This window comes from Gilliamella sp. LMG 34362, assembly GCF_984569125.1.
In genome coordinates this window covers 1,033,489-1,054,364 of record NZ_OZ474902.1, presented here as the reverse complement: position 1 = coordinate 1,054,364, position 20,876 = coordinate 1,033,489, and the positions used below count along the sequence as shown (strand labels likewise).

The window sequence follows — 20,876 nt, the reverse complement described above, 5'->3', positions numbered from 1 at the left end:
GTAGTTTTATTATCTATAAAGCGTTTGCCACTTTATAAAAAATTATCCACGTCAATTTCACCTGTCGCGCCCATAAATCGAATTTCTGGCGATAGGTGCACCGAGAACTTTTGTAATACTGCATCTTTGATATAACGCGCTAACGCAACTACATCTTGCGCTGTAGCATTATCTTTATTGACTAATACCAGAGCTTGTTGTTGATGAACTGCTGCACCACCAATTTGATAACCTTTTAAACCACACTGATCAATTAACCAACCAGCAGCTAATTTTATTTGATTATCTATTTGAGGATATATAGGCATTGATGGGTATTTTTCAAGTAGTTTATCAGCAAGTTTTTTATCTACCACGGGATTTTTAAAAAAGCTACCACCGTTACCGAGTACTTTTGGGTCTGGCAATTTACTACGACGAATCTCACATACTTTGTCGAAGATCATTTGGGCTGTAACATTCTGCGGATCAAAATTTTTTAATTCCCCATAAGTTAGCACTGGGGTCCACTGTTTTGGTAATTTAATTCCTACATAGACAACCGCATAACCTTCGGCGTATTTTTGTTTAAAAATACTTTCACGATAACCATATTGACCATCAGTAATGCGAATAATTTGACCAGTCGCAAATTCAAGCAATTCAACATAATCTGCTACTTTTTCAAATTCAACACCATAAGCACCAATATTTTGGATTGGTGCAGAACCAACACATCCAGGAATCAGAGCTAAGTTTTCAAGTCCAGAAATATTTTGGTTAATAGTTTGAGCAACAATATCATGCCAATATTCACCGGCACCAACTTTTAAATGCCAGTGAGTTTGCGTTTCAGTAATCGTTAATCCTTTAATTCGATTAACAATGATTGTTCCAGCAAAATTTTCAGTAAATAACGTATTACTACCTTGCCCAATCATCATGATTGGTTGATTATTGGGGTTGTTTTTCCAAACTTGCATTAGTTGTTCAACTGTTGTGATAGTTTCAACTTGTTTAGCATAAACATCTAATGCAAAAGTGTTAGGAATTTTTTGATTCATTAATAACGACCTTTTATAAAAACAGACTTTTAATTTCGTTTAAACCAATCTTATTTGGCATTTTTATGAATTATTCCATTTGTTTGATTAGTTTTAGCGTTTAAAAACATCAAATTAATGGCTTTATCAATTGCATATATGATATAGCTTCTTTATGCAATTGTATTTACTCTTCATTTAGTTACTATTTTAGCACAATGCAAAACGATCTTTTATTTATTAAAATTTTTTTACAGATCTTAATGAGTTACTTGAGCAAAAAAGTGCCAAAAGATTAAGCAAATAATCAAGTAATGTAGATCGATCTCTTTTTTGTTTTTTTTTATCATGTATTATAGTCAGCCAAGCGATCTTTTTTATAAATTGAGTTAAAATCTATTTTACTCAAACTAATGGTAAACGTTATTATTAAAAGGTTTTTAAAAAGCTGATAAATCAGTCATTGATCCTATTTTCTAAAGATCATGGCTTTAGATGGCTTAATAATTTAGAATTGTTGCTATATTTAAAAAGTAGTTGAGATTTAGAGGAAAATATGAAAAGAGTTTTTATTATGATCCTCGATTCCTTCGGGATCGGTGGTGCAGAAGATGCAAAAAAATATGGTGATGAAGGTTCTAATACATTAGGTCATATTGCCGAAGCTTGTGCTTTAGGTAAAGCTGATAACGGCCGTCATGGACCATTAAGTTTACCAAACTTAGGAAAGTTAGGTTTAATTGAAGCTGCCTACGAATCAACTGGTTCATACCCAAAAGGAATGGCTACTGAAGGTAATGTTATTGGTGCTTATGGCTATGCCAGTGAAATTTCATCAGGTAAAGACACACCATCAGGTCACTGGGAAATCGCTGGTGTTCCTGTGCTATTTGATTGGGGATATTTTACTAATACTACTAATAGCTTTCCGCAAGAATTATTAGATAATATCGTTAAACGCGCCAAGTTACCTGGTTATCTTGGCGATTGTCATTCATCAGGTACAGTGATTCTCGATGAACTTGGCCTTGAACATATGGCTACTGGTAAACCTATCTTTTATACTTCCGCTGATTCTGTGTTTCAAATCGCCTGCCATGAAGAAACTTTCGGTTTAGATAAGCTTTATGAAGTGTGTGAAATTGCTCGTGATGAACTTAATAAAGGCGATTATAACATTGGCCGAGTTATTGCTCGACCATTTTTAGGTAATAAACCAGGTGAATTCGTGCGTACTGGTAATCGTCATGATTTAGCTGTTGAACCACCAGCACCGACGATGATTAAAAAATTGGTTGATGAAAAACAAGGTAACGTTGTGTCAATCGGTAAAATTGCTGATATTTACGCCGAGGTAGGTATCACAAAGAAAGTGAAAGCAACTGGCATTGAAGCACTATTTAATGCTTCACTTGATGAAATTAAACAAGCTAAAGACAACACTATTGTATTTACCAATTTTGTTGATTTTGACTCATCATACGGCCACAGACGTGACGTTGCTGGTTATGCTGCAGCATTAGAATATTTTGACCGTCGTTTACCTGAAATGTTAGAACTGATTCAACCTGGTGATCTATTAATTATTAGTGCCGATCATGGTTGTGATCCTACTTGGCCGGGAACAGATCATACTCGTGAACATATTCCTGTTTTAGTTTATGGTGATAGTGTTCCTGCTGGGTCATTAGGTCATCGAAAAACATTTGCTGATATAGGACAAAGTGTTGCGGATTATTTTGATTTATCACCGATGGATTATGGTGAGTCATTTATTCGCAAATAGTAAACTGTTTTTTTGTTAGTGTAGTAACGTATTTTAGACATAAATCAGGAGAGTTAAATGCCTACCCCACATATTAACGCCGCCGATGACGCTTTCGCTCAAACGGTTTTGATGCCCGGCGATCCATTACGCGCTAAGTTTATTGCCGAAACTTTTTTAGAGAATGCTAAAGAAGTAACCAATGTTAGAGGAATGCTAGGTTTTACCGGTGACTATAAAGGTAAGAAAATTTCTGTTATGGGGCATGGTATGGGCATTCCATCCTGTTCTATATACACAACCGAACTGATTAAATTTTATGGTGTTAAAAACATCATTCGTATCGGTTCCTGTGGCGCCATCAGCCCCGCTGTCAATCTTGGTGATGTGGTTATTGGTATGGGTGCCTGTACTGATTCAAAAGTCAATCGGTTACGTTTTAAAGATCATGATTTTGCTGCGATTGCTGATTTCGGTTTAATTTGTAATGCAGTTAATGCTGCTAAACAATTAAATGTTAATGTGAAAGTGGGTAATCTTTTTTCTGCTGATCTATTTTATAGCGTCGAGCCAGATCTTTTCGATATCATGGAAAAATACAATATTTTAGGTGTCGAAATGGAGGCCGCTGGTATTTATGGTGTAGCAGCAGAATACGGAGCTAAAGCATTAGCGATCTGTACTGTTTCAGATCATATTCGCAAAGGCGAAGCTATGTCATCTGAACAGCGCCAGCTGGGTTTTAAAGAGATGATTACAGTCGCTTTAGAATCGGTATTAGTTAATTCATAATAAATAATGGCAGAATATCTGCCATTTTTTTTGGTTACTCAAAAAAGAGGAACCAATAGTTTTAACATTGACGTTATTATTAACGGTAAATGTTGTTGAGCGTTATAACTAGGTTATTAATAGTAATAACAAAATTTTATCTTTATTCATTAATTTTTATCTAATAGGTTAGAAAGATCTCATTTAATAAGGAATCGAAATGAATACCAAGCTACAACTGAAAGTTATATTATTCTTACAATTTTTTATCTGGGGGAGTTGGCTAATTACCTTAGGCTCCTATATGATGATTAAATTAAAATTTACTGGTATTGAAGTTGGCGCCGTATATGGCACCATGGGTATTGCTTCAGTATTTATGCCTAGTCTGCTTGGTATCGTAGCTGATAGATGGATACCTGCTAATCGCTTATATGTGTTATGCCATTTGGTTGGCGCAGTAACCTTATTTATCGCTGCATCTATCACATCGCCATTTTTAATGATGATTGTGATGCTTATCCATTGCCTTGCATTTATGCCAACTATTGCCATTTCTAATTCAATTTCTTACTCTTGTTTAGAATCACAAGGACTAGACGTTATCGAACAGTTCCCTGCTATTCGAATCTTCGGCACTATCGGCTTTATCGTAGCAATGTGGATGGTTAGTTTTATGCAGTTAGAACTCAGTAATATGCAACTTTATATTGCAGCTGGTAGTTCAGTTTTATTAAGTCTCTATTCATTAACCTTACCTTTAATTGAAGTTGCAAAAAATGATGGCAAAGAAAAGTCTATTGTAAGTTCATTAGGTTTAGATGCATTTGTATTATTAAAACAACCTAGATTGGCTATCTTCTTTTTATTTGCTGTATTATTAGGTGGGATTTTACAAATTACTAATACTTTTGGTAATCCGTTTCTACATGACTTCGACAAAGTACCAGAATATGCTGATAGCTTAGTGGTTAAATTCCCATCAGTGTTATTATCTATTTCACAAATTTCGGAAGTTGTATTTATCTTATTTGTACCATTTTTTATGAAAAAACTTGGTATTAAATATGTCATGTTAATCAGTATGCTGGCATGGGTTGCTCGTTTTGGTTTATTTGCTTATGGCGATCCATCACCATTCGGCTTTGTGCTGTTACTGTTATCGATGATCGTTTATGGTTGTGCCTTTGATTTCTATAATATTTCTGGCTCAATGTATGTTGAAAAAACAGTATCACCTAACATCCGTAACAGTGCTCAAGGTTTATTTATGACAATGACTAACGGTATTGGTGCTTATTTAGGTTCAATGATTAGTGGTATTGTTGTTGATCACTATACTTCAGAAGCGGGTATTGATTGGCATAATGTATGGCTTGTCTTTGCAGGTTATTCATTAGTGCTTGCAATTATTTTTGTTTTCATTTTCCAAAATGATACCGCTCAGCAAAAAACAGAAACCATTAGCAGTTAACTAAAATAAAATTCAAGTCAAAGAACCTTCTTTGACTTGAAATATTCAATTAATATTATAGTAAATAGTTGAATCAGATTATTCGCTAATAACTTGATAACATCAACAATTAGGCAACCGTTAAATAGTTGCCTAATTCTTAACTAGGCTAAAATGTTACCAGCCTCACAGAAATTTGATAAGTCACACAAAATGTATGGAAAATAAGTGTCTTATCAAGGTAGAATAAAACGCTTGTAAATAGGGCTTCAATTCGGCTTTTATTACTTAAATCAATTACCGAAATATGACTATTACAAGTGCCCTATAAGCATAATTGAACAGATTAGAACTAGATGAATAAACAAATAATCCCAAAAGTTATACTTCATGAGCATGTAGAAGGCAGTATTACTCCCTTTATGGCTAAAAAACTAGCCGATAAAAATCATTTACCTTTTCCTGATTCATTGTGTTATCAAATCGGCGATTATAATGAGATCGAGTATAAAAATGGTCGATATAATTATGATGAATCTGACTTTGTTTCATTTATCCAAACCTATGATACTGTTTCTAACTTTGTTAAAAGTCCTGACGATTATTACCTAATTACCTATGATTTTTTAAGTAGAAATGCTAAACAAGGGTTAATTTATTGCGAATTATTTTTGTCACCTTATCATATTTGTGCAACAGAAAACCAAGGTAAAGTTGTTTGGGATCAAGCAAGATTTCAACAAACACTAAATCAAATGGATAAAGCAATCATAGATGTTCAAAAAGAGCATAATATAACCGTACGATATCATGTTATTGGTGTACGCCATCTTGGCGCCGATGTAGTATACGATACATTGCAATTTATCGAAAATAATCCGCATCCATTTATTACTGGATTTAATATTGCAGGTAATGAAAAAGCTGGGCATTTTGATGATTTTGAAAAAGCTCATCAACTTGCTGAAAAATTAAATTTAAAAAAATCCTACCATGCAGGTGAAATTGATTCGGCTGAAAGTATTATTCAAGCCTTAAAACATGGTGCAAATCGAATCGGACACGGTATCGCGGCAATTGAAGATGATAGCTTGATTAAACAATTAGTTGATAATGAAATCACGTTAGAAATAGCTCTTACCAGTAATCGTATTTTAGTCAATAATTTACATGGTGATATTCATAAGCACCCAATTCGACAACTTTATGATAAAGGGGTAAGAATTACCCTTAATACCGATGATGCTGGTATTTTTGGTACCGATATCGAAAAAGAGTATCAGCTAGCCGAGCAAGCGTTTCATTTTTCACGTTTGGAATTATTTGATATTACCCTTTGTGGAATTGATGCCGCATTCGTTGAGTCTAACGAAAAATCACGTTTACTCAAGGAGGTTCTATCTTGTTTTAACGACAATGATAAGCAATCTTTACAACAAGCAATTAATGCTAAGCAGTATCATCCGGCTATTATTGCCAGATTAAAAAAATACCAAGATTTATTATTACAACATGTTAATGGATAACCATATCAGAAAAATAGGAAATAAATATGAATAAAACTCGATTAACCCTAAGCCTACTGACCCTATTAATTTCTGGAACACTACAAGCTGCAACGGTTGATTTAAGAATTATTGAAACGACTGATCTGCACGGCAATATGATGAATTACGATTATTTTAAAGATCAGTATATTGATACCTTTGGTTTAGCTAAAACAGCCAATTTAATTCATCAAGCGAGGGAAGAGGTAAAAAATAGCGTATTAGTTGATAATGGTGATCTGATTCAAGGCAGTCCAATGGCTGACTATGCGCTTAATAAAGGACTAAATAAAGGTGATATTCATCCAGTTTACAAAGCCCTTAATACCCTTGATTATGTTGTTGGTAATATTGGTAATCATGAATTTAATTTTGGTTTGGATTTTTTACAAAAAAGTCTAGCAGGGGCAATTTTTCCTTATGTTAATGCCAATGTTTATGATGCAAAGAGCAATAAGCCTTTCTTTAAGCAATATATTATTTTAGATAAAAAAGTGGTTGATAGAGAGGGTAAGCAACACTCTATAAAAATTGGTTATATTGGGTTTGTACCACCACAAATTATGCAATGGGATAAACTTAATTTGGAAGGTAAAGTGATAGTTAAAGATATCACTGAAACCGCCAAAAAATTAGTACCAGAAATGAAAGAGCAAGGCGCTGATATCATCGTTGCTATTCCTCACTCCGGTGTTTCTGCGGAACCTTATAAAGCATTAGCTGAAAACTCTGTTTATTATTTAACTCAAGTTGAAGGTATTAATGCCATTATGTTTGGCCATTCTCATGGCGTATTCCCAAGTGAGGATTTTAAATCGCTACCTAATACCGATATTAATACCGGAAATATTAACAATATTCCTGCAGTGATGCCCGGACAATGGGGAAGCCATTTAGGGGTAGTCGATTTAGTGATTGAGGGAGACAAATCTAACTGGAAAGTAGTTTCTGGTAAATCACAAGCCCGCCCTATCTTCGATAGTAAAAATAAAAAAGCACTAGTTGATGCAGATAAAAATATAACCAAGGTATTAAAAGATGATCATGAAGGTACCCGTGAATTTGTTGGTAAGCCAATTGGTAAGGTATCAACGGATATCAATAGTTATTTAGCCTTAATCGAAGATACATCTGCTTTACAGATTATTAGCGATGCCCAAATTGATTATGTAAAACAATTTGTTCAAGGTGATCCTGATCTAGATGGGTTACCAATTTTATCGGCTATTGCACCATTTAAAGCTGGCGGTCGCAAAAATGATCCTACAGCTTATGTTGATGTGAAAAAAGGTGATTTAACATTTAGGAATGCAGCCGATATCTATCTTTATCCTAATATTTTATCTGCCGTAAAAATTACAGGAAAAGAGGTTAAAGAGTGGTTGGAATGTTCGGCTGGTGTTTATAATCAAATTGACATCAATTCCTCAAAACCACAATATTTGATTAATTGGGATAAATTTAGAACTTATAATTTTGATACTATCGATGGAGTAAGTTATGAAATTGATATCACTAAACCAGCACGTTACGATGGTAGTTGTCAATTAATTAATCCTGAATCAGAACGTATTATAAATTTAACCTATCAACAAAAACCAATTGATCCAAATCAAGCATTTTTAATTGCTACTAACAACTATCGTGCTTATACCGGTGCATTCCCTGGTACAGGTGGTAAAAATGTTAAATTTAATTCACCTGATGATTTAAGAGTTATTCTTTCAGCTTACATTACTAATCACACTAAAAAACAGGGACAAGTTGATGTTACTGTAGATAATAACTGGCGAATTGCACCAATTATCAGCCAAACTAATTTGGATATTCGTTTCGAATCTTCACCAACTGATGAAGCTAAAACCTATATTGAAACACATTCATTGTATCCAACTAAGTTTGTTGAAAAAGATAATCTAGGCTTTGGTGTCTATCAACTTAATTTACAAGCACCAATAAATTTACAATCTAAAAAATAATAACATCTTGATGATGACAAGGATTATAAATATGGCAAATTGAATAATTAATCGAACTAGCAAAAATAGCCCGCTTTAAGGCTTATGTACCCTATCCTAAATTTCAAGTAGGTACGGTATTAATAATCGAAGATGACGAAGCAATTTTAGGTTGTAACATTGAAAATGCTTCCAATGGAATTGCTAACTATGCTGAAATAACAGCGATTTTTAAGGCAGTAGCAAAAGGCAAGAAAAAATCCGAAAAATTGTTGTGATTGATGATACTGAAGGGCCAATCTCAATTTATGTTGCTTGTCGTAAAGTAATTAGTGAGTTTTGTGCTAAAGATATGCCAGTGATTTTGATCAATATACAAGGGAAAATCCAAGAAACCACTGTTGGTGAATTGTTGCCTTGGTGTTTTTCACAAAGTGATTTAGATTAATTTTATTGTTGAACAATATAATTTAACATATTGAAAAAGAAAAATAGCGATTGATGATAGTTAACCAAGATCAGCTCACTCATCAGTCCAAATTTTGGATGAGAAGAATATAATACTAATTTGCTTTATTAATATTAAGAGAGAAGTGTAATGAGATTTGTAGATATTATTGAAAAAAAACGTGATGGTAATGCTTTAACAACCGAAGAGATTCAATTTTTTATAACTAACTATACCAATGGTTCTATTCCTGATTATCAAGTCAGTGCCTTACTTATGGCGATTTATTATCAAGGCATGACTTCAAAAGAGTGTGCTGATTTAACTAGTGCGATGATGTATTCAGGTGATACCGTTGATCTATCATCAATTAAAGGCATTAAAGTTGATAAACATTCAACCGGTGGTGTGGGTGATACAACTACTTTAGTGTTAGCACCATTAGTTGCTGCATTAGATATTCCAGTAGCTAAAATGTCAGGTCGTGGATTAGGCCATACTGGTGGAACGACTGATAAATTTGAAACAGTACCGGGTTTTAAAATTGAATTAGATAAACAAGAATTTATTGATCAAGTTAATCAAAAAGGTGTCGCTGTTATTGGTCAATCCGGCAACCTAACCCCTGCCGATAAAAAACTTTATTCATTACGTGACGTAACAGGTACGGTTAACTCTATTCCTCTTATTGCTAGCTCAATTATGAGTAAAAAACTCGCAGCTGGTGCAGATGCTATTGTTTTAGACGTTAAAACAGGTGACGGTGCTTTAATGAAGACCATGGAAGACTCAGAAAAATTAGCTCATGAAATGGTTAATATTGGTAATCAAATTGGTCGTAGAACCATGGCGATTATCTCTGATATGTCTCAACCTTTAGGTTATGCGATTGGTAATGCGTTAGAAGTTAAAGAAGCCATAGATACATTAAACGGCCATGGTCCTGCTGATTTAACTGAACTGGTATTAACACTTGGCAGTCAAATGGTGGTGTTAGCGAATAAAGCTGAAACACTAGATGAAGCAAGAAAAAAACTACAAGAAGTGATTAAAAATGGTAAGGCCATTGAAAAATTCAAAACATTAATTGAAGCTCAAGGTGGTGATAGTTCAGTGGTTGATCATCCGGAGAAATTAGCTAATGCGCCTTACCAAATTGATCTACCAGCGCAAAAAGCAGGTTATGTATCACGCATTATTGCTGACCAAATTGGTATTGCAGCGATGCAACTGGGTGCAGGTCGAGCAACTAAAGAAGATGTTATCGATCCTGCTGTTGGTATCGTACTACATAAAAAAGTAGGTGATAAAGTTGAAGTAGGTGAAACACTGTTAACTATTCACGCAAGTAGTGATCGTATTGATACAATAAAACAAAAACTATATGACAATATTACTATTAGTGATAGCGCTGAACAGCCACAATTAATTTTTAAAGTAATTACGGAATAGCTTTAATAAATACGGATTCAGGAGACATCATGCATCGTTTAAAATTAAACAAAAAACTGTCACTACTTGTTATTTTAAGTTTGTTTTCAGTCAATTCATTCGCAGCTGTTGCTACCAAACAGTCTACGGCACCTGCTTGGGAAAAAGACAAGTCCTATTCTTTTACTATTTTACATACTAACGATCATCATGGCCGTTTTTGGCAAAATGATATTGGTGAATATGGGTTAGCAGCACAAAAAACAGTTGTTGACCAAATAAGAAAAGAAGTAGCAGAAAAAGGCGGAAAATTACTTCTGCTTTCTGGCGGAGACATTAATACTGGTGTTCCTGAATCCGATGTGTTACAAGCAAAGCCCGATTTTATTGGTATGAATGAAATTGGCTATGATGCAATGGCAGTAGGTAATCACGAATTTGATCATCCGTTAGCGATTATTCGTGAACAACAAAAATGGGCTCATTTTCCATTTTTATCAGCAAATACTTACTTCAAAAATACCGATAATCGTGTTTTTGATGCCTATAAAATATTTGATTTAAATGGTATTAAAGTTGCAGTATTTGGTTTAACCACTGATGACACTATTTTCCTTGCTTCGCCTAAAAATACCGATGGTGTTGAATTTCGTAAAACACTACCAGAAGCGGAAAAAGTCATTAGCCAAATTAAAAGCAATGAACGTCCAGATATGATTATTGCGGTTACTCATATGGGGCATTATGAAAATGGTGAGCATGGTTCAATGGCTCCAGGTGATGTTGAGCTAGCCCGAGGATTAAAAACTGGTGAATTAGATATGATTGTCGGAGGCCATTCACAAAACCCAGTATGTATGGCTAGCCCTAACAAACGTATTACCGAATATGTCCCTGGAACACCTTGTGCTCCAGATCAACAAAATGGTACGTGGATTGTTCAAGCTCATGAATGGGGGAAATATGTTGGTCGTGCTGACTTCGTATTCTTAAACGGTAAAATTACCCTCAAAAATTATCAGTTAATTCCAATTAATTTGAAAAAAGAAGTTGATAACGGTAACGATACCAAACGTCTTGAATATTACACCAGTGAAATCGAACAGGATAAAAAACTGTTGGAAACACTAAAACCTTATCAAGAACAAGGTAAACAACAATTACTCATTAAAAGTGGTGAGTTAACCGGTCGTTTAGAGGGCGATCGTAACGTAGTTAGATATCAACAAAGTAATATGGGGCAATTATTACTTAGTGCCTTTATTGAAAAGACAAATGCCGATATTGGTATTATGTCTGGAGGTATGATTCGTGACTCACTTATAGAAGGCGATATTACTTATCGTGATATTTTGAAAGTTGAACCATTTGGTAATAGTGTTGTTTACTTTGAATTAACGGGTAATGAATTAATCGATTATCTTAAGGTTGCATTAGGTAAAAAACAGGGTTCGGGTGGTTATACTCATTTAAAAAATATTAGCCTAACTAAAACTGGCGATACTATCAGCGACATTAAAATTAATAATGAACCAATTGATTTGCAAAAATCATATCGAATCGCAACATTAGACTTTTTAGCAGCTGGAGGAGATGGTTACCCTATCGTCAACAACTCGCCAACTTATGTAGATACAGGTTATCGAGATGCGGACGCAGTAAAACAATATTTTGAAGCGCATTCACCAATTAATGCAGCCGATTATCAACCGTCTAATTTTATTTTAGAAAAATAATTTCACGTTTTAAAACAGAAATATAAAAACTAATGGCACTGATAATCATAATTCTCAGTGCTAATAACTAAATGATTAGTCATAAAGATTTAATCTTTGCTTTCAGCATATAGGTAATATAGAGGTATTTATGAACATGACAGAATTTCAAAAAAATTGTTACGATATAGTGACCGATGCCAATTTGTCACCAAAACAAAAAGCGAACCTTCTCGCATTAGCCGCAGAAAATAACTTACCTTATGTTGATTTAGATAATGAAACGCAAAATGCGCTCAATGAAAGGGTAATTTGTGATATGTACGAAGGACATGCGCCGTATAAACCTCGTTATGTATTACCTGATTATGCAAAATTTCTTAAGCAGGGATCTGAATACTTAGAACTCGAACCAGCAAAAACCTTTGATGATGCATTAAATATGCTCACTATTGCTTATCATCACGTACCATCGGTCACTGGTATGCCGGTTTATTTAGGCTGTTTAGATCAAGTGTTGCTTCCTTATATCGGTAATTTGACAGAAGAAGAACTTTACCCACGATTAAAGCGTTTTTGGATTATGCTGGATCGCAATCTTCCAGATGCATTTATGCATGCCAATATTGGGCCAACCGATAATGTGATCTGTCGGGTTATTTTACGTGTTGATCGCGAACTTAAACAAGTTGCCCCTAATTTAACTTTTATTTATGATGAAAATATCACACCAGAATCTTTACTAAATACCGCAATTGGAAACATTTGTGAAACAGCAAAACCACATATTGCTAATAATATGATGATTAAAAAGGATTTTGATGAAAAAGGTTATGGTGTTGTGAGTTGTTATAACTCTCTTCCTGTGGCTGGTGGTGGTAGCACTTTATCAAGAATCAATTTAAAAGAGGTTGCGTTAAAAAGTAAAAGCATCACTGACTTTTTACAAAATACTTTACCTTATTATTGCCAATTGCAATTAAATTTGATCAAAGCAAGATCAGAATTTCTTTATGAAAAATCTAATTTCTTCCAAAATAGTTTTTTAGTGAAGGAAGGATTAATTGACGCTACCCGATTTGCACCAATGTTCGGTATTTATGCCATGGCTGAAGCAGTCAATATTTTACAAGAAAAATCTAACTTAACCGGCCGTTATGGTGTTGACGAAGATGCGAATGAATTGGCAACAACCATTTCTAAACAGCTAGCTGACTTTATTGACAGCCATACAATTAAGCATGCTTGGAAAGGTAAAGCAATGTTACATGCTCAATCTGGCATCAGTTCAGATAGAGGCGCTACGCCAGGTTTACGTATTCCTTATGGTCATGAACCAGATCCAGTAACCCATATTATGGCATTATTCAAACACCATAAATATTATGCCTCTGGCATTAGTGATATTTTAACCATTGATGAAACGATTAAAAATAACCCATTAGCCTTAGTACAGATTTGTAAGGCGGCATTTAAATTTGGTTTTCGTGAATTTACCGCTAATATCAGTGGCAATGATCTGGTCCGTGTAACTGGCTATATGGTGAGATTGTCAGATATCAAAAAATATAAACAAGAAGGTTCACGAATTAATACCACATTTTTAGGTAGTGAAGCAGCCGAAGATACCGATAACAATAGTTACTTATGCCGAACACCTCGAGTAATTAGTCATGAACAAGTCATGGGCAATCGTTAATAAACTTTTACCCTTTTCTTGTGTTGACGGACCGGGAAACCGGTTAGTCATTTTTTTACAAGGTTGTAATTTTAAATGTTTAAATTGCCATAATCCTTACACCATTTCACGGTGTAAGAATTGTGGTGATTGCGTTACTACCTGTCCACATCAAGCATTAACATTTATCAATAACAAAGTGATTTGGCAATCTTCAAATTGCCAGCAATGTGATACCTGTATTAATACTTGTAGTTATCAATCCACACCAATGACCTATAACTACAATGTTGAAGATATTCTACTCGAAATTCGTAAATACTTACCTTTTCTAAATGGCATTACAATTAGCGGTGGTGAAGCGACATTACAATTACCTTTTATTGAAAAATTATTTCGAGCAATTAAACAAGCAGATGATTTAAAACACCTGACTTGTTTTATTGATAGTAATGGTTACTTAGCTGAAACTGGCTGGCAAAAAGTTGAAAAGGTTATGGACGGTGCGATGATCGATCTAAAAGCTTGGGATACTCAAGTTCATAAAAAACTCACAGGTCGGGATAATGATCGCGTCAAACAGACCATTGAATATCTAGCCAAAATAGAAAAACTATATGAAGTCAGATTTTTAGTGATTCCCGAGCATACTGATTTGCAAAACAGTGCTAAACAACTTGCTAATTTTCTAATAACACTCAATCCAGAAATTAAAGTCAGAATAAATGCATTCCACAATCACGGCGTACATGGCGTAGCCAAAACATGGCCATTGGCAACACAACAGCAAATCGAATCTTTTGCTGCTGAATTAAAACATTATGGATTGCAGAATATTACTTTGCCGAGTGTTTATTTATAATATCTTTATAGTCACATTAATTATAAGGTCGGATTATTTACAGGTACTTGCTAACCGGTAATTGTGATGATAGTCATATTGCAAATGCAAAAATAATTATCTTTAATCAATACGAAACGACTGATAAGCATAATTATCCTTCCTGACAAAATAAACTTGCTGAAAGTTGGTAATATTTTTTACCAACTTTAGCAAATCATCAATTTTAATTAATATTTGGTACACATTGTATAGGCATTATCTGGTTCGACAATGACATTACCCTCAGAATTTCCTACACTATAGCGATGGATAAATCCATCGGAGTCAACCACAGAAGTCAATTCATTGGTGAAATAAAAATCATAATTAAATAATTTTTCGTAATCAGAATCACTGATACCAGCCATCATATCGCGCAAGTCACCATTTATTGGCGCATAATAGAAAATTTTACCCCACTCTCCCATTAAACTATTGCCAATAGCACGTTTATATCCATTTCCTTGGAGATACCATTCGGTATTAGTGTTATTATCATAAGCAAGAGGTGAATTAGTCAGTTCTGCTCGCGTTGGTAAGCGGTCACCACTGTTTCGGCATAAGGTTTCCGCATTATTGAAAGAGATGAAGCCAAGATTGCCTTTATGTACATAAAACCAATGTTGTATCGAGAATTGATAGAAGAAGGTTGCGTTTGTTTGCGTGTTGGTAAGTTGAATTACAAATTTATCTCCTTTACTAGGAACATTATTAGTAAAGATAAATTCACTTTTTGAGTCTGCAACCGAACTGCGTGGTACATTTTTTAGGGATGAATTTGGATTTTTAAGTATTTTGTATGTATATTGTGATATCGAATTAACTGGCACAATTCTGAAGCGAGCATATGGAAATGCAGTGCTTGGGAAATGATTACCGGAAGCATCAACAGCCGAGGCTATAAAACCAGTACCTTTAACAAATTGATTTGGATCATAAGGATCGGCTCGATTAACAACGTTACTCCCCCACCATGCATTATTATTGCCTTCCGGCCAGCCAGTTGGATAAAGGGTGTTAACTGCTAAAACGCCAGGTCTTATAAAACAAATACCATCGTTAGCTTTTACGGTAAATATTTTGGAAACTTCTTTAGGCTGAGATTCAGTTGGAACACCATACTGAGTTTTAGCAGAAATACTAAAAGTAAGCTTTAGTGTTGAATCACCTTTATAAGTAGATGAATTGCAAATATTACTACCTAATGGAGCGGTTGAATCAGAAGGAATTATATTATTATTACTATCACGCCATTCAGCTGTTACACTCTCCACTTTAAAATTATTGCTACTTCCCAAATAATCACCATCAATATCAATAATATCATCATTAGTCACAGTCGAAAAATCAACATCAAATGAATACATACTTGGTGAAGTATTAAAAGCAACAGATATTTGCTTAGATGAACCAGGGGTTATAACTAAAGGATCACTGTTTGGTACATTTAATTTTACTTTAATACCATTAAGCGCTTTTGTGCCGCCTGACTCTGAAATCTCCGGCGCATTACCATGAATATACATTTGCGTAGTCACGGATAATGATAAAATTGCAAATAGATTATTGGAAAAAATCAATAACATTAATAGCAATAATCTCTTTTTGAAAAATAATCTCAAAGAAATTTTTTTTAAAACAACAGTACAATTATTCATCGCTACTCCTCTACTCATAAACTTCTCCGCCTATCCGAATAAGATTATTGATTTGAAGCATTAGTGAATTAACAATTTTTATAAGTTGTTCAAAAATTGTTACCCGTTAATATCAGAGCTAAGACAATTAAAATCGTTATTTTTCTAACAGAAATTCATCCATATCTAATATACGGCTCGAACAAAATAATTTGACTACAACAATTTGTTTGTTGTTTAAGACTTAAATCGTAACATCCTAAATTTTAAAACTTGTAAAATAAGAACATCAGACAAAATTTGGAAAAGCTAAAAAGGTAAGACTCAATAAAGAAACTGAATTTGAAAACAGTTACTAATTAATTCAAATTCAGTAGTAGCATTATTATATATGATTATACTTTGATAAGGGAATAGTAAAAAAAATTATTTTCCGTTTATTAATACTAATTCATTGAAGAATTTAAAAGTAATGATATTAATTAAGTTATATCTCAATAATCAAAAAGGGGATAATTCCCCTCTTTTTAATTTGATATATAATTACTTGCCTTTTTTAAATGCGGCAGCAAATGCATTACCCATAGCACTGTTAGTCAGCGTTGCAGCAGATTGATTTTTATTAGATACCTTATTGTTAGCCGATCTGCTACTATCTTGTTTCGGCGTAGCTGTATCATCTAAACGCATTGATAAAGCAATACGTTTTCGGGCAATATCAACTTCTATTACTTTCACTTTAACAATATCGCCTGCTTTTACAATGCTTCGCGGATCATCAACAAATCGATCTGATAATGCTGAAATATGAACTAGACCATCTTGATGCACACCGATATCAACAAAAGCACCAAAATTTGTCACATTAGTTACAGCCCCTTCCATAACCATACCGATTTTTAGGTCTTCCATTGTTTCAATGTTATCGGCAAATTGCGCTGTTTTAAATTCAGGCCTTGGATCTCGTCCTGGTTTATCTAATTCTTTAATAATATCAGTTACTGTCGGCACACCAAAATGGCCATCAACATAATCGATAGCTTTTAGTGATTTAAGATAATTCGAATCACCTAAAATGTCTTTTAAGGCTTTATGATTTTTTTCTAAAATCCTTTCAACAACAGGATAGGCCTCTGGATGAACCGCTGATGCATCAAGCGGATTTGCACCTTCCATAATTCTTAAAAAACCGGCACATTGTTCAAAAGCTTTGGGACCTAATCGTGACACTTTTAATAATTGTTTTCTATCAGTAAATTGACCATTTTGGTTACGCCAATCGACAATATTTTGGGCGATCACTTTATTAAGGCCAGCAATACGAGCAAGTAACATCATAGAGGCTGTATTTAAGTTAACCCCTACCGCATTTACCCCATCTTCAACTACTGCATCAAGTTTTTTAGCTAATTGAGTTTGACTTACATCATGTTGATATTGACCAACACCTATCGATTTTGGATCAATTTTCACTAATTCAGCTAATGGATCTTGTAAGCGTCGAGCGATTGAAACGGCTCCCCGAATTGAGACATCTAAATCAGGAAACTCTTGTGCCGCAAGTTCTGAAGCCGAATAAACAGATGCACCAGCTTCACTTACAATCACTTTTTGGCCTTTGACTTCTGGATATTTCTTTTGTACATCAAGATAAAAACGTTCTGTCTCTCGTGAAGCCGTACCATTACCGATTGCGACAAGTTCAACTTGATATTTTATACATAACGCCGCAACAACCATTGCCGCTTTATCCGCCTGACCGGTATGTGGATAAATAGTTTCGGTAGCAACTAATTTTCCTGTTCCATCAACAACAGCAATTTTAACACCGGTACGTAAACCCGGATCCATACCCATGGTAACTTTCATACCAGCCGGTGCGGCCATTAACATATCATGAAGGTTAGCCGCAAAAACTTTGATAGCTTCTTCCTCAGCTCTTTCTCGCAGCGTAGTCATAAGTTCAGTTTCCATATGCATTAAGATTTTAATGCGCCATGTCCAGTTGATCACTGCTTTTCGCCACTTATCAGCTGGCTGATCGTTGAAGCGCACACCTAAATGTTCAGTAACAATCTGCTCGCAATAACTCTCTTTAGGTGCTTCTTCAAACTGTGGATCAGCATTTAATGATAACTGTAAAAATCCTTCATTTCGACCACGGAACATCGCTAAAGCTCGATGTGATGGTACTTTGGAAATAAGTTCACTTTGGGCAAAATAATCTCTAAATTTAGCACCCTCTTCTTCTTTACCAGTAATAACTTGAGAGACAAGATGCGCATTATTCCAAAGATAATGACGAACTTTAGCGAGTAAAGTCGCATCTTCAGCAAAACGCTCCATTAAGATATAACGAGCACCATCTAATGCAGATTTAGTATCAATAATACCTTTATCAGTATTAATATATTTTTCCGCTTCTGATTCTGGCTTAAGATCTGCGTTTTGCCACAAAGATTCAGCAAGTGGCTCAAGACCCGCTTCAATTGCTATTTGACCTCGAGTACGACGTTTTGGTTTATAAGGGAGATAGAGATCTTCTAATTCGGTCTTACTAAGGGTATTGGTAATTTTTTGACTTAATTCAGAGGTTAATTTACCTTGTTCCTCAATTGATTTTAAAATCGTTTGTTTACGATCTTCAAGTTCTCGCAAATAACTTAAACGGCTATCTAAAGTACGTAACTGAGTATCATCCAGTCCTCCCGTTACCTCTTTACGATATCGAGCAATAAATGGCACGGTACTGCCATCATCTAATAATTGAATGGCAGCTAAAACTTGTTCTGGTTTTACGGTTAATTCACCCGCTATAATATGGCTTATTTGATTATTTATCATGGTATCTCTGTATATCTTGTCGATTAACGGAATTTATATTCATCATGCAAAAAGCTAATTATATAACAAGAGAAGGCTACTTGGCACTCGATCGTGAGTTGAAATATTTATGGAAAGAAGAAAGACCTAGAGTAACTCAAGCAGTATCTGATGCCGCAGCACTCGGTGATCGTAGTGAAAATGCCGAATACATTTATGGAAAAAGAAGGTTACGCGAAATTGATAGACGAGTTCGTTTTCTAACTAAACGTTTAGAGACGCTAACCATCGTTGATCCAGATCCACGTCAAGAAGGTAAGGTTTTTTTTGGCGCATGGGTAAAACTTGAAGATGAATCTGGAGAATTACATATTTATCGTATTGTTGGTGCTGATGAATTTGATCCGAAAAAAAATTGGATATCAATTAATAGCCCTGTTGCTAGAGCCTTAATAGGTCATAAAATTGATGATGAAATATCAGTTTTAACACCAAATGGTAAAACATATTATGTTATTGTTGATATCAGTTATCAAAAAATAAGATGATTAAGCAAACCAAAATAATTTACCATATTATTCTCCCACTATAAGAAATTGGCTATATAATTTTATTTAATAATAAATTTAAGTTTTAAAACATAATGATCAAAGTTAACCAACTATTTATCTATCCCATTAAATCAATGCAAGGTATTACATTAACAGCCGCTAATAGTATTGATGGTGGTTTTGAATATGACCGTGTTTTGATGATAAGTGAACCAGATGGCACCTTTATTACGGCTAGACAATATCCAGAACTTTTAAAACTTAAAACTGCATTACACAATAATAAAATAAGGGTTTCGCTGCCAACTAACCAATCAATAACTATTGATTTTGATGAGTTTTCATTAAGCAATGAAGCCACAGAGGTCTGGGGAAATCACTTCACCTCACATATTGCACCAATAAAAGTTAATCAATTTTTTAGTCATATTCTCGAAAAAGATGTACAAATGCGCTGGATAGGCAAACAACTAACCAGAAGAACTAAACGCTACCCAGACGTACCGGTAAGTTTTGCCGATGGTTATCCCTATTTATTATTAAATCAAGCTTCATTCAATTATCTGCAACAGCAATGTCCTGAAACATTGGATATTCAGCAATTTCGTGGCAATATTATTATTGATGGTGCTCTTCCGTTTGCTGAAGATGGATGGAAAACGATTAAAATAGGCGAAGTAATTTTTGATATCGTTAAACCTTGTACCCGTTGTGTACTAACCACCTTCAATGTTAATTCGGCCAAAGCATTACCGAATAATGAACCTTTAAGAACTTTAGGTTACTTTAGAGCTGATTTAGAAGGGAAAATCGATTTTGGCATAAATATGATTGCTCGCAATCATGGCAGTGTATCTATTGGCGATAACATTGAGATACTTGAGCGGCAACCTGCTAAAAATTACATAAAAAACTTCCCTAAACAAACAACAAAAGACTCTCAACTTTGTACAATTACATTCGAAGATAAAAAAATTGTCGGTAATAATCAGCAAACAATTTTAGAACAACTCGAACAACATCATATTTCACTCCCTAATTCTTGTCGAGCTGGCGTATGTGGCCGTTGCTCAGTATTATTAAAAAAAGGAAATGTAAAATCTTTAACTCAATCAGTGGTCAAACAAAATAAACATATTCTTGCTTGTAGTTGTATACCTAAAGGGGATATCACGATAGAATTGGTAAAATGAA

General features: G+C 34.5%; 13 protein-coding genes and 2 pseudogenes. 12 read left to right on the top strand and 3 right to left on the bottom strand.

The genetic code is table 11. The annotated features are described in order from the left end of the window. Window positions 1–32: 32 nt before the first annotated feature. Window positions 33–1,043 carry a UDP-N-acetylmuramate dehydrogenase gene (gene murB, locus AC5LWZ_RS04915; RefSeq protein ID WP_493464074.1) on the bottom strand — a complete coding sequence of 337 codons (1,011 nt, stop codon included), beginning with the start codon at window positions 1,041–1,043 and terminating at the stop codon, window positions 33–35. A gap of 535 nt (window positions 1,044–1,578) precedes the next feature. Here murB and AC5LWZ_RS04910 point away from each other — a divergent pair. The 10 genes and pseudogenes from AC5LWZ_RS04910 to AC5LWZ_RS04865 all read left to right on the top strand — a co-directional run bounded on the left by AC5LWZ_RS04910 (window position 1,579) and on the right by AC5LWZ_RS04865 (window position 14,650). After that, a complete protein-coding gene (locus tag AC5LWZ_RS04910) occupies window positions 1,579–2,808 on the top strand; it encodes a phosphopentomutase (RefSeq protein WP_110448262.1) in 1,230 nt (409 codons plus the stop codon). 57 nt (window positions 2,809–2,865) lie between these two features. Beyond that, on the top strand, window positions 2,866–3,579 hold the full coding sequence (deoD, locus tag AC5LWZ_RS04905; RefSeq protein WP_110448263.1) for a purine-nucleoside phosphorylase: 714 nt from the start codon (window positions 2,866–2,868) through the stop codon (window positions 3,577–3,579). A gap of 199 nt (window positions 3,580–3,778) precedes the next feature. Then, entirely contained in the window at window positions 3,779–5,032 is a 1,254-nt protein-coding gene (locus AC5LWZ_RS04900; protein ID WP_110448264.1) for a nucleoside permease, read from the top strand. A 335-nt stretch (window positions 5,033–5,367) separates the two neighbouring features. Then, window positions 5,368–6,537 (top strand): adenosine deaminase, encoded by a 1,170-nt coding sequence (gene add / locus AC5LWZ_RS04895; protein WP_493464073.1) that lies wholly within the window; start codon window positions 5,368–5,370, stop codon window positions 6,535–6,537. Window positions 6,538–6,563: 26 nt separating this feature from the next. Continuing rightward, window positions 6,564–8,537 (top strand): bifunctional 2',3'-cyclic-nucleotide 2'-phosphodiesterase/3'-nucleotidase, encoded by a 1,974-nt coding sequence (locus tag AC5LWZ_RS04890; protein WP_493464072.1) that lies wholly within the window; start codon window positions 6,564–6,566, stop codon window positions 8,535–8,537. A 50-nt stretch (window positions 8,538–8,587) separates the two neighbouring features. Continuing rightward, window positions 8,588–8,964 (top strand): annotated as a pseudogene (locus AC5LWZ_RS04885) (cytidine deaminase). A 150-nt stretch (window positions 8,965–9,114) separates the two neighbouring features. Then, window positions 9,115–10,416 carry a pyrimidine-nucleoside phosphorylase gene (locus AC5LWZ_RS04880; protein ID WP_198246974.1) on the top strand — a complete coding sequence of 434 codons (1,302 nt, stop codon included), beginning with the start codon at window positions 9,115–9,117 and terminating at the stop codon, window positions 10,414–10,416. 29 nt (window positions 10,417–10,445) lie between these two features. After that, a complete protein-coding gene (gene ushA, locus AC5LWZ_RS04875) occupies window positions 10,446–12,131 on the top strand; it encodes a bifunctional UDP-sugar hydrolase/5'-nucleotidase UshA (RefSeq protein WP_493464071.1) in 1,686 nt (561 codons plus the stop codon). 130 nt (window positions 12,132–12,261) lie between these two features. Then, window positions 12,262–13,809: a YjjI family glycine radical enzyme gene (locus AC5LWZ_RS04870; RefSeq protein ID WP_198246972.1), complete on the top strand. Its 1,548-nt coding sequence runs from the start codon at window positions 12,262–12,264 to the stop codon at window positions 13,807–13,809. Beyond that, window positions 13,784–14,650 (top strand): YjjW family glycine radical enzyme activase, encoded by an 867-nt coding sequence (locus AC5LWZ_RS04865; protein ID WP_294892353.1) that lies wholly within the window; start codon window positions 13,784–13,786, stop codon window positions 14,648–14,650. Before AC5LWZ_RS04870 ends, AC5LWZ_RS04865 begins: the two co-directional genes overlap by 26 nt. 209 nt (window positions 14,651–14,859) lie before the next feature. On the opposite strand, the gene AC5LWZ_RS04860 is transcribed toward AC5LWZ_RS04865, so the two are convergent. Both AC5LWZ_RS04860 and AC5LWZ_RS04855 read right to left on the bottom strand, forming a co-directional pair. Next, entirely contained in the window at window positions 14,860–16,347 is a 1,488-nt protein-coding gene (locus AC5LWZ_RS04860) for a hypothetical protein (protein ID WP_198199189.1), read from the bottom strand. 636 nt (window positions 16,348–16,983) lie between these two features. Continuing rightward, window positions 16,984–19,152 (bottom strand): annotated as a pseudogene (locus AC5LWZ_RS04855) (Tex family protein); the annotation flags it as partial. A gap of 44 nt (window positions 19,153–19,196) precedes the next feature. On the opposite strand from AC5LWZ_RS04855, the gene greB reads away from it, so the two are divergent. Both greB and AC5LWZ_RS04845 read left to right on the top strand, forming a co-directional pair. Next, on the top strand, window positions 19,197–19,679 hold the full coding sequence (gene greB / locus AC5LWZ_RS04850) for a transcription elongation factor GreB (RefSeq protein WP_493464070.1): 483 nt from the start codon (window positions 19,197–19,199) through the stop codon (window positions 19,677–19,679). Window positions 19,680–19,774: 95 nt separating this feature from the next. Further along, a complete protein-coding gene (locus AC5LWZ_RS04845) occupies window positions 19,775–20,875 on the top strand; it encodes a YcbX family protein (protein ID WP_493464069.1) in 1,101 nt (366 codons plus the stop codon). Window position 20,876: the final 1 nt, after the last annotated feature.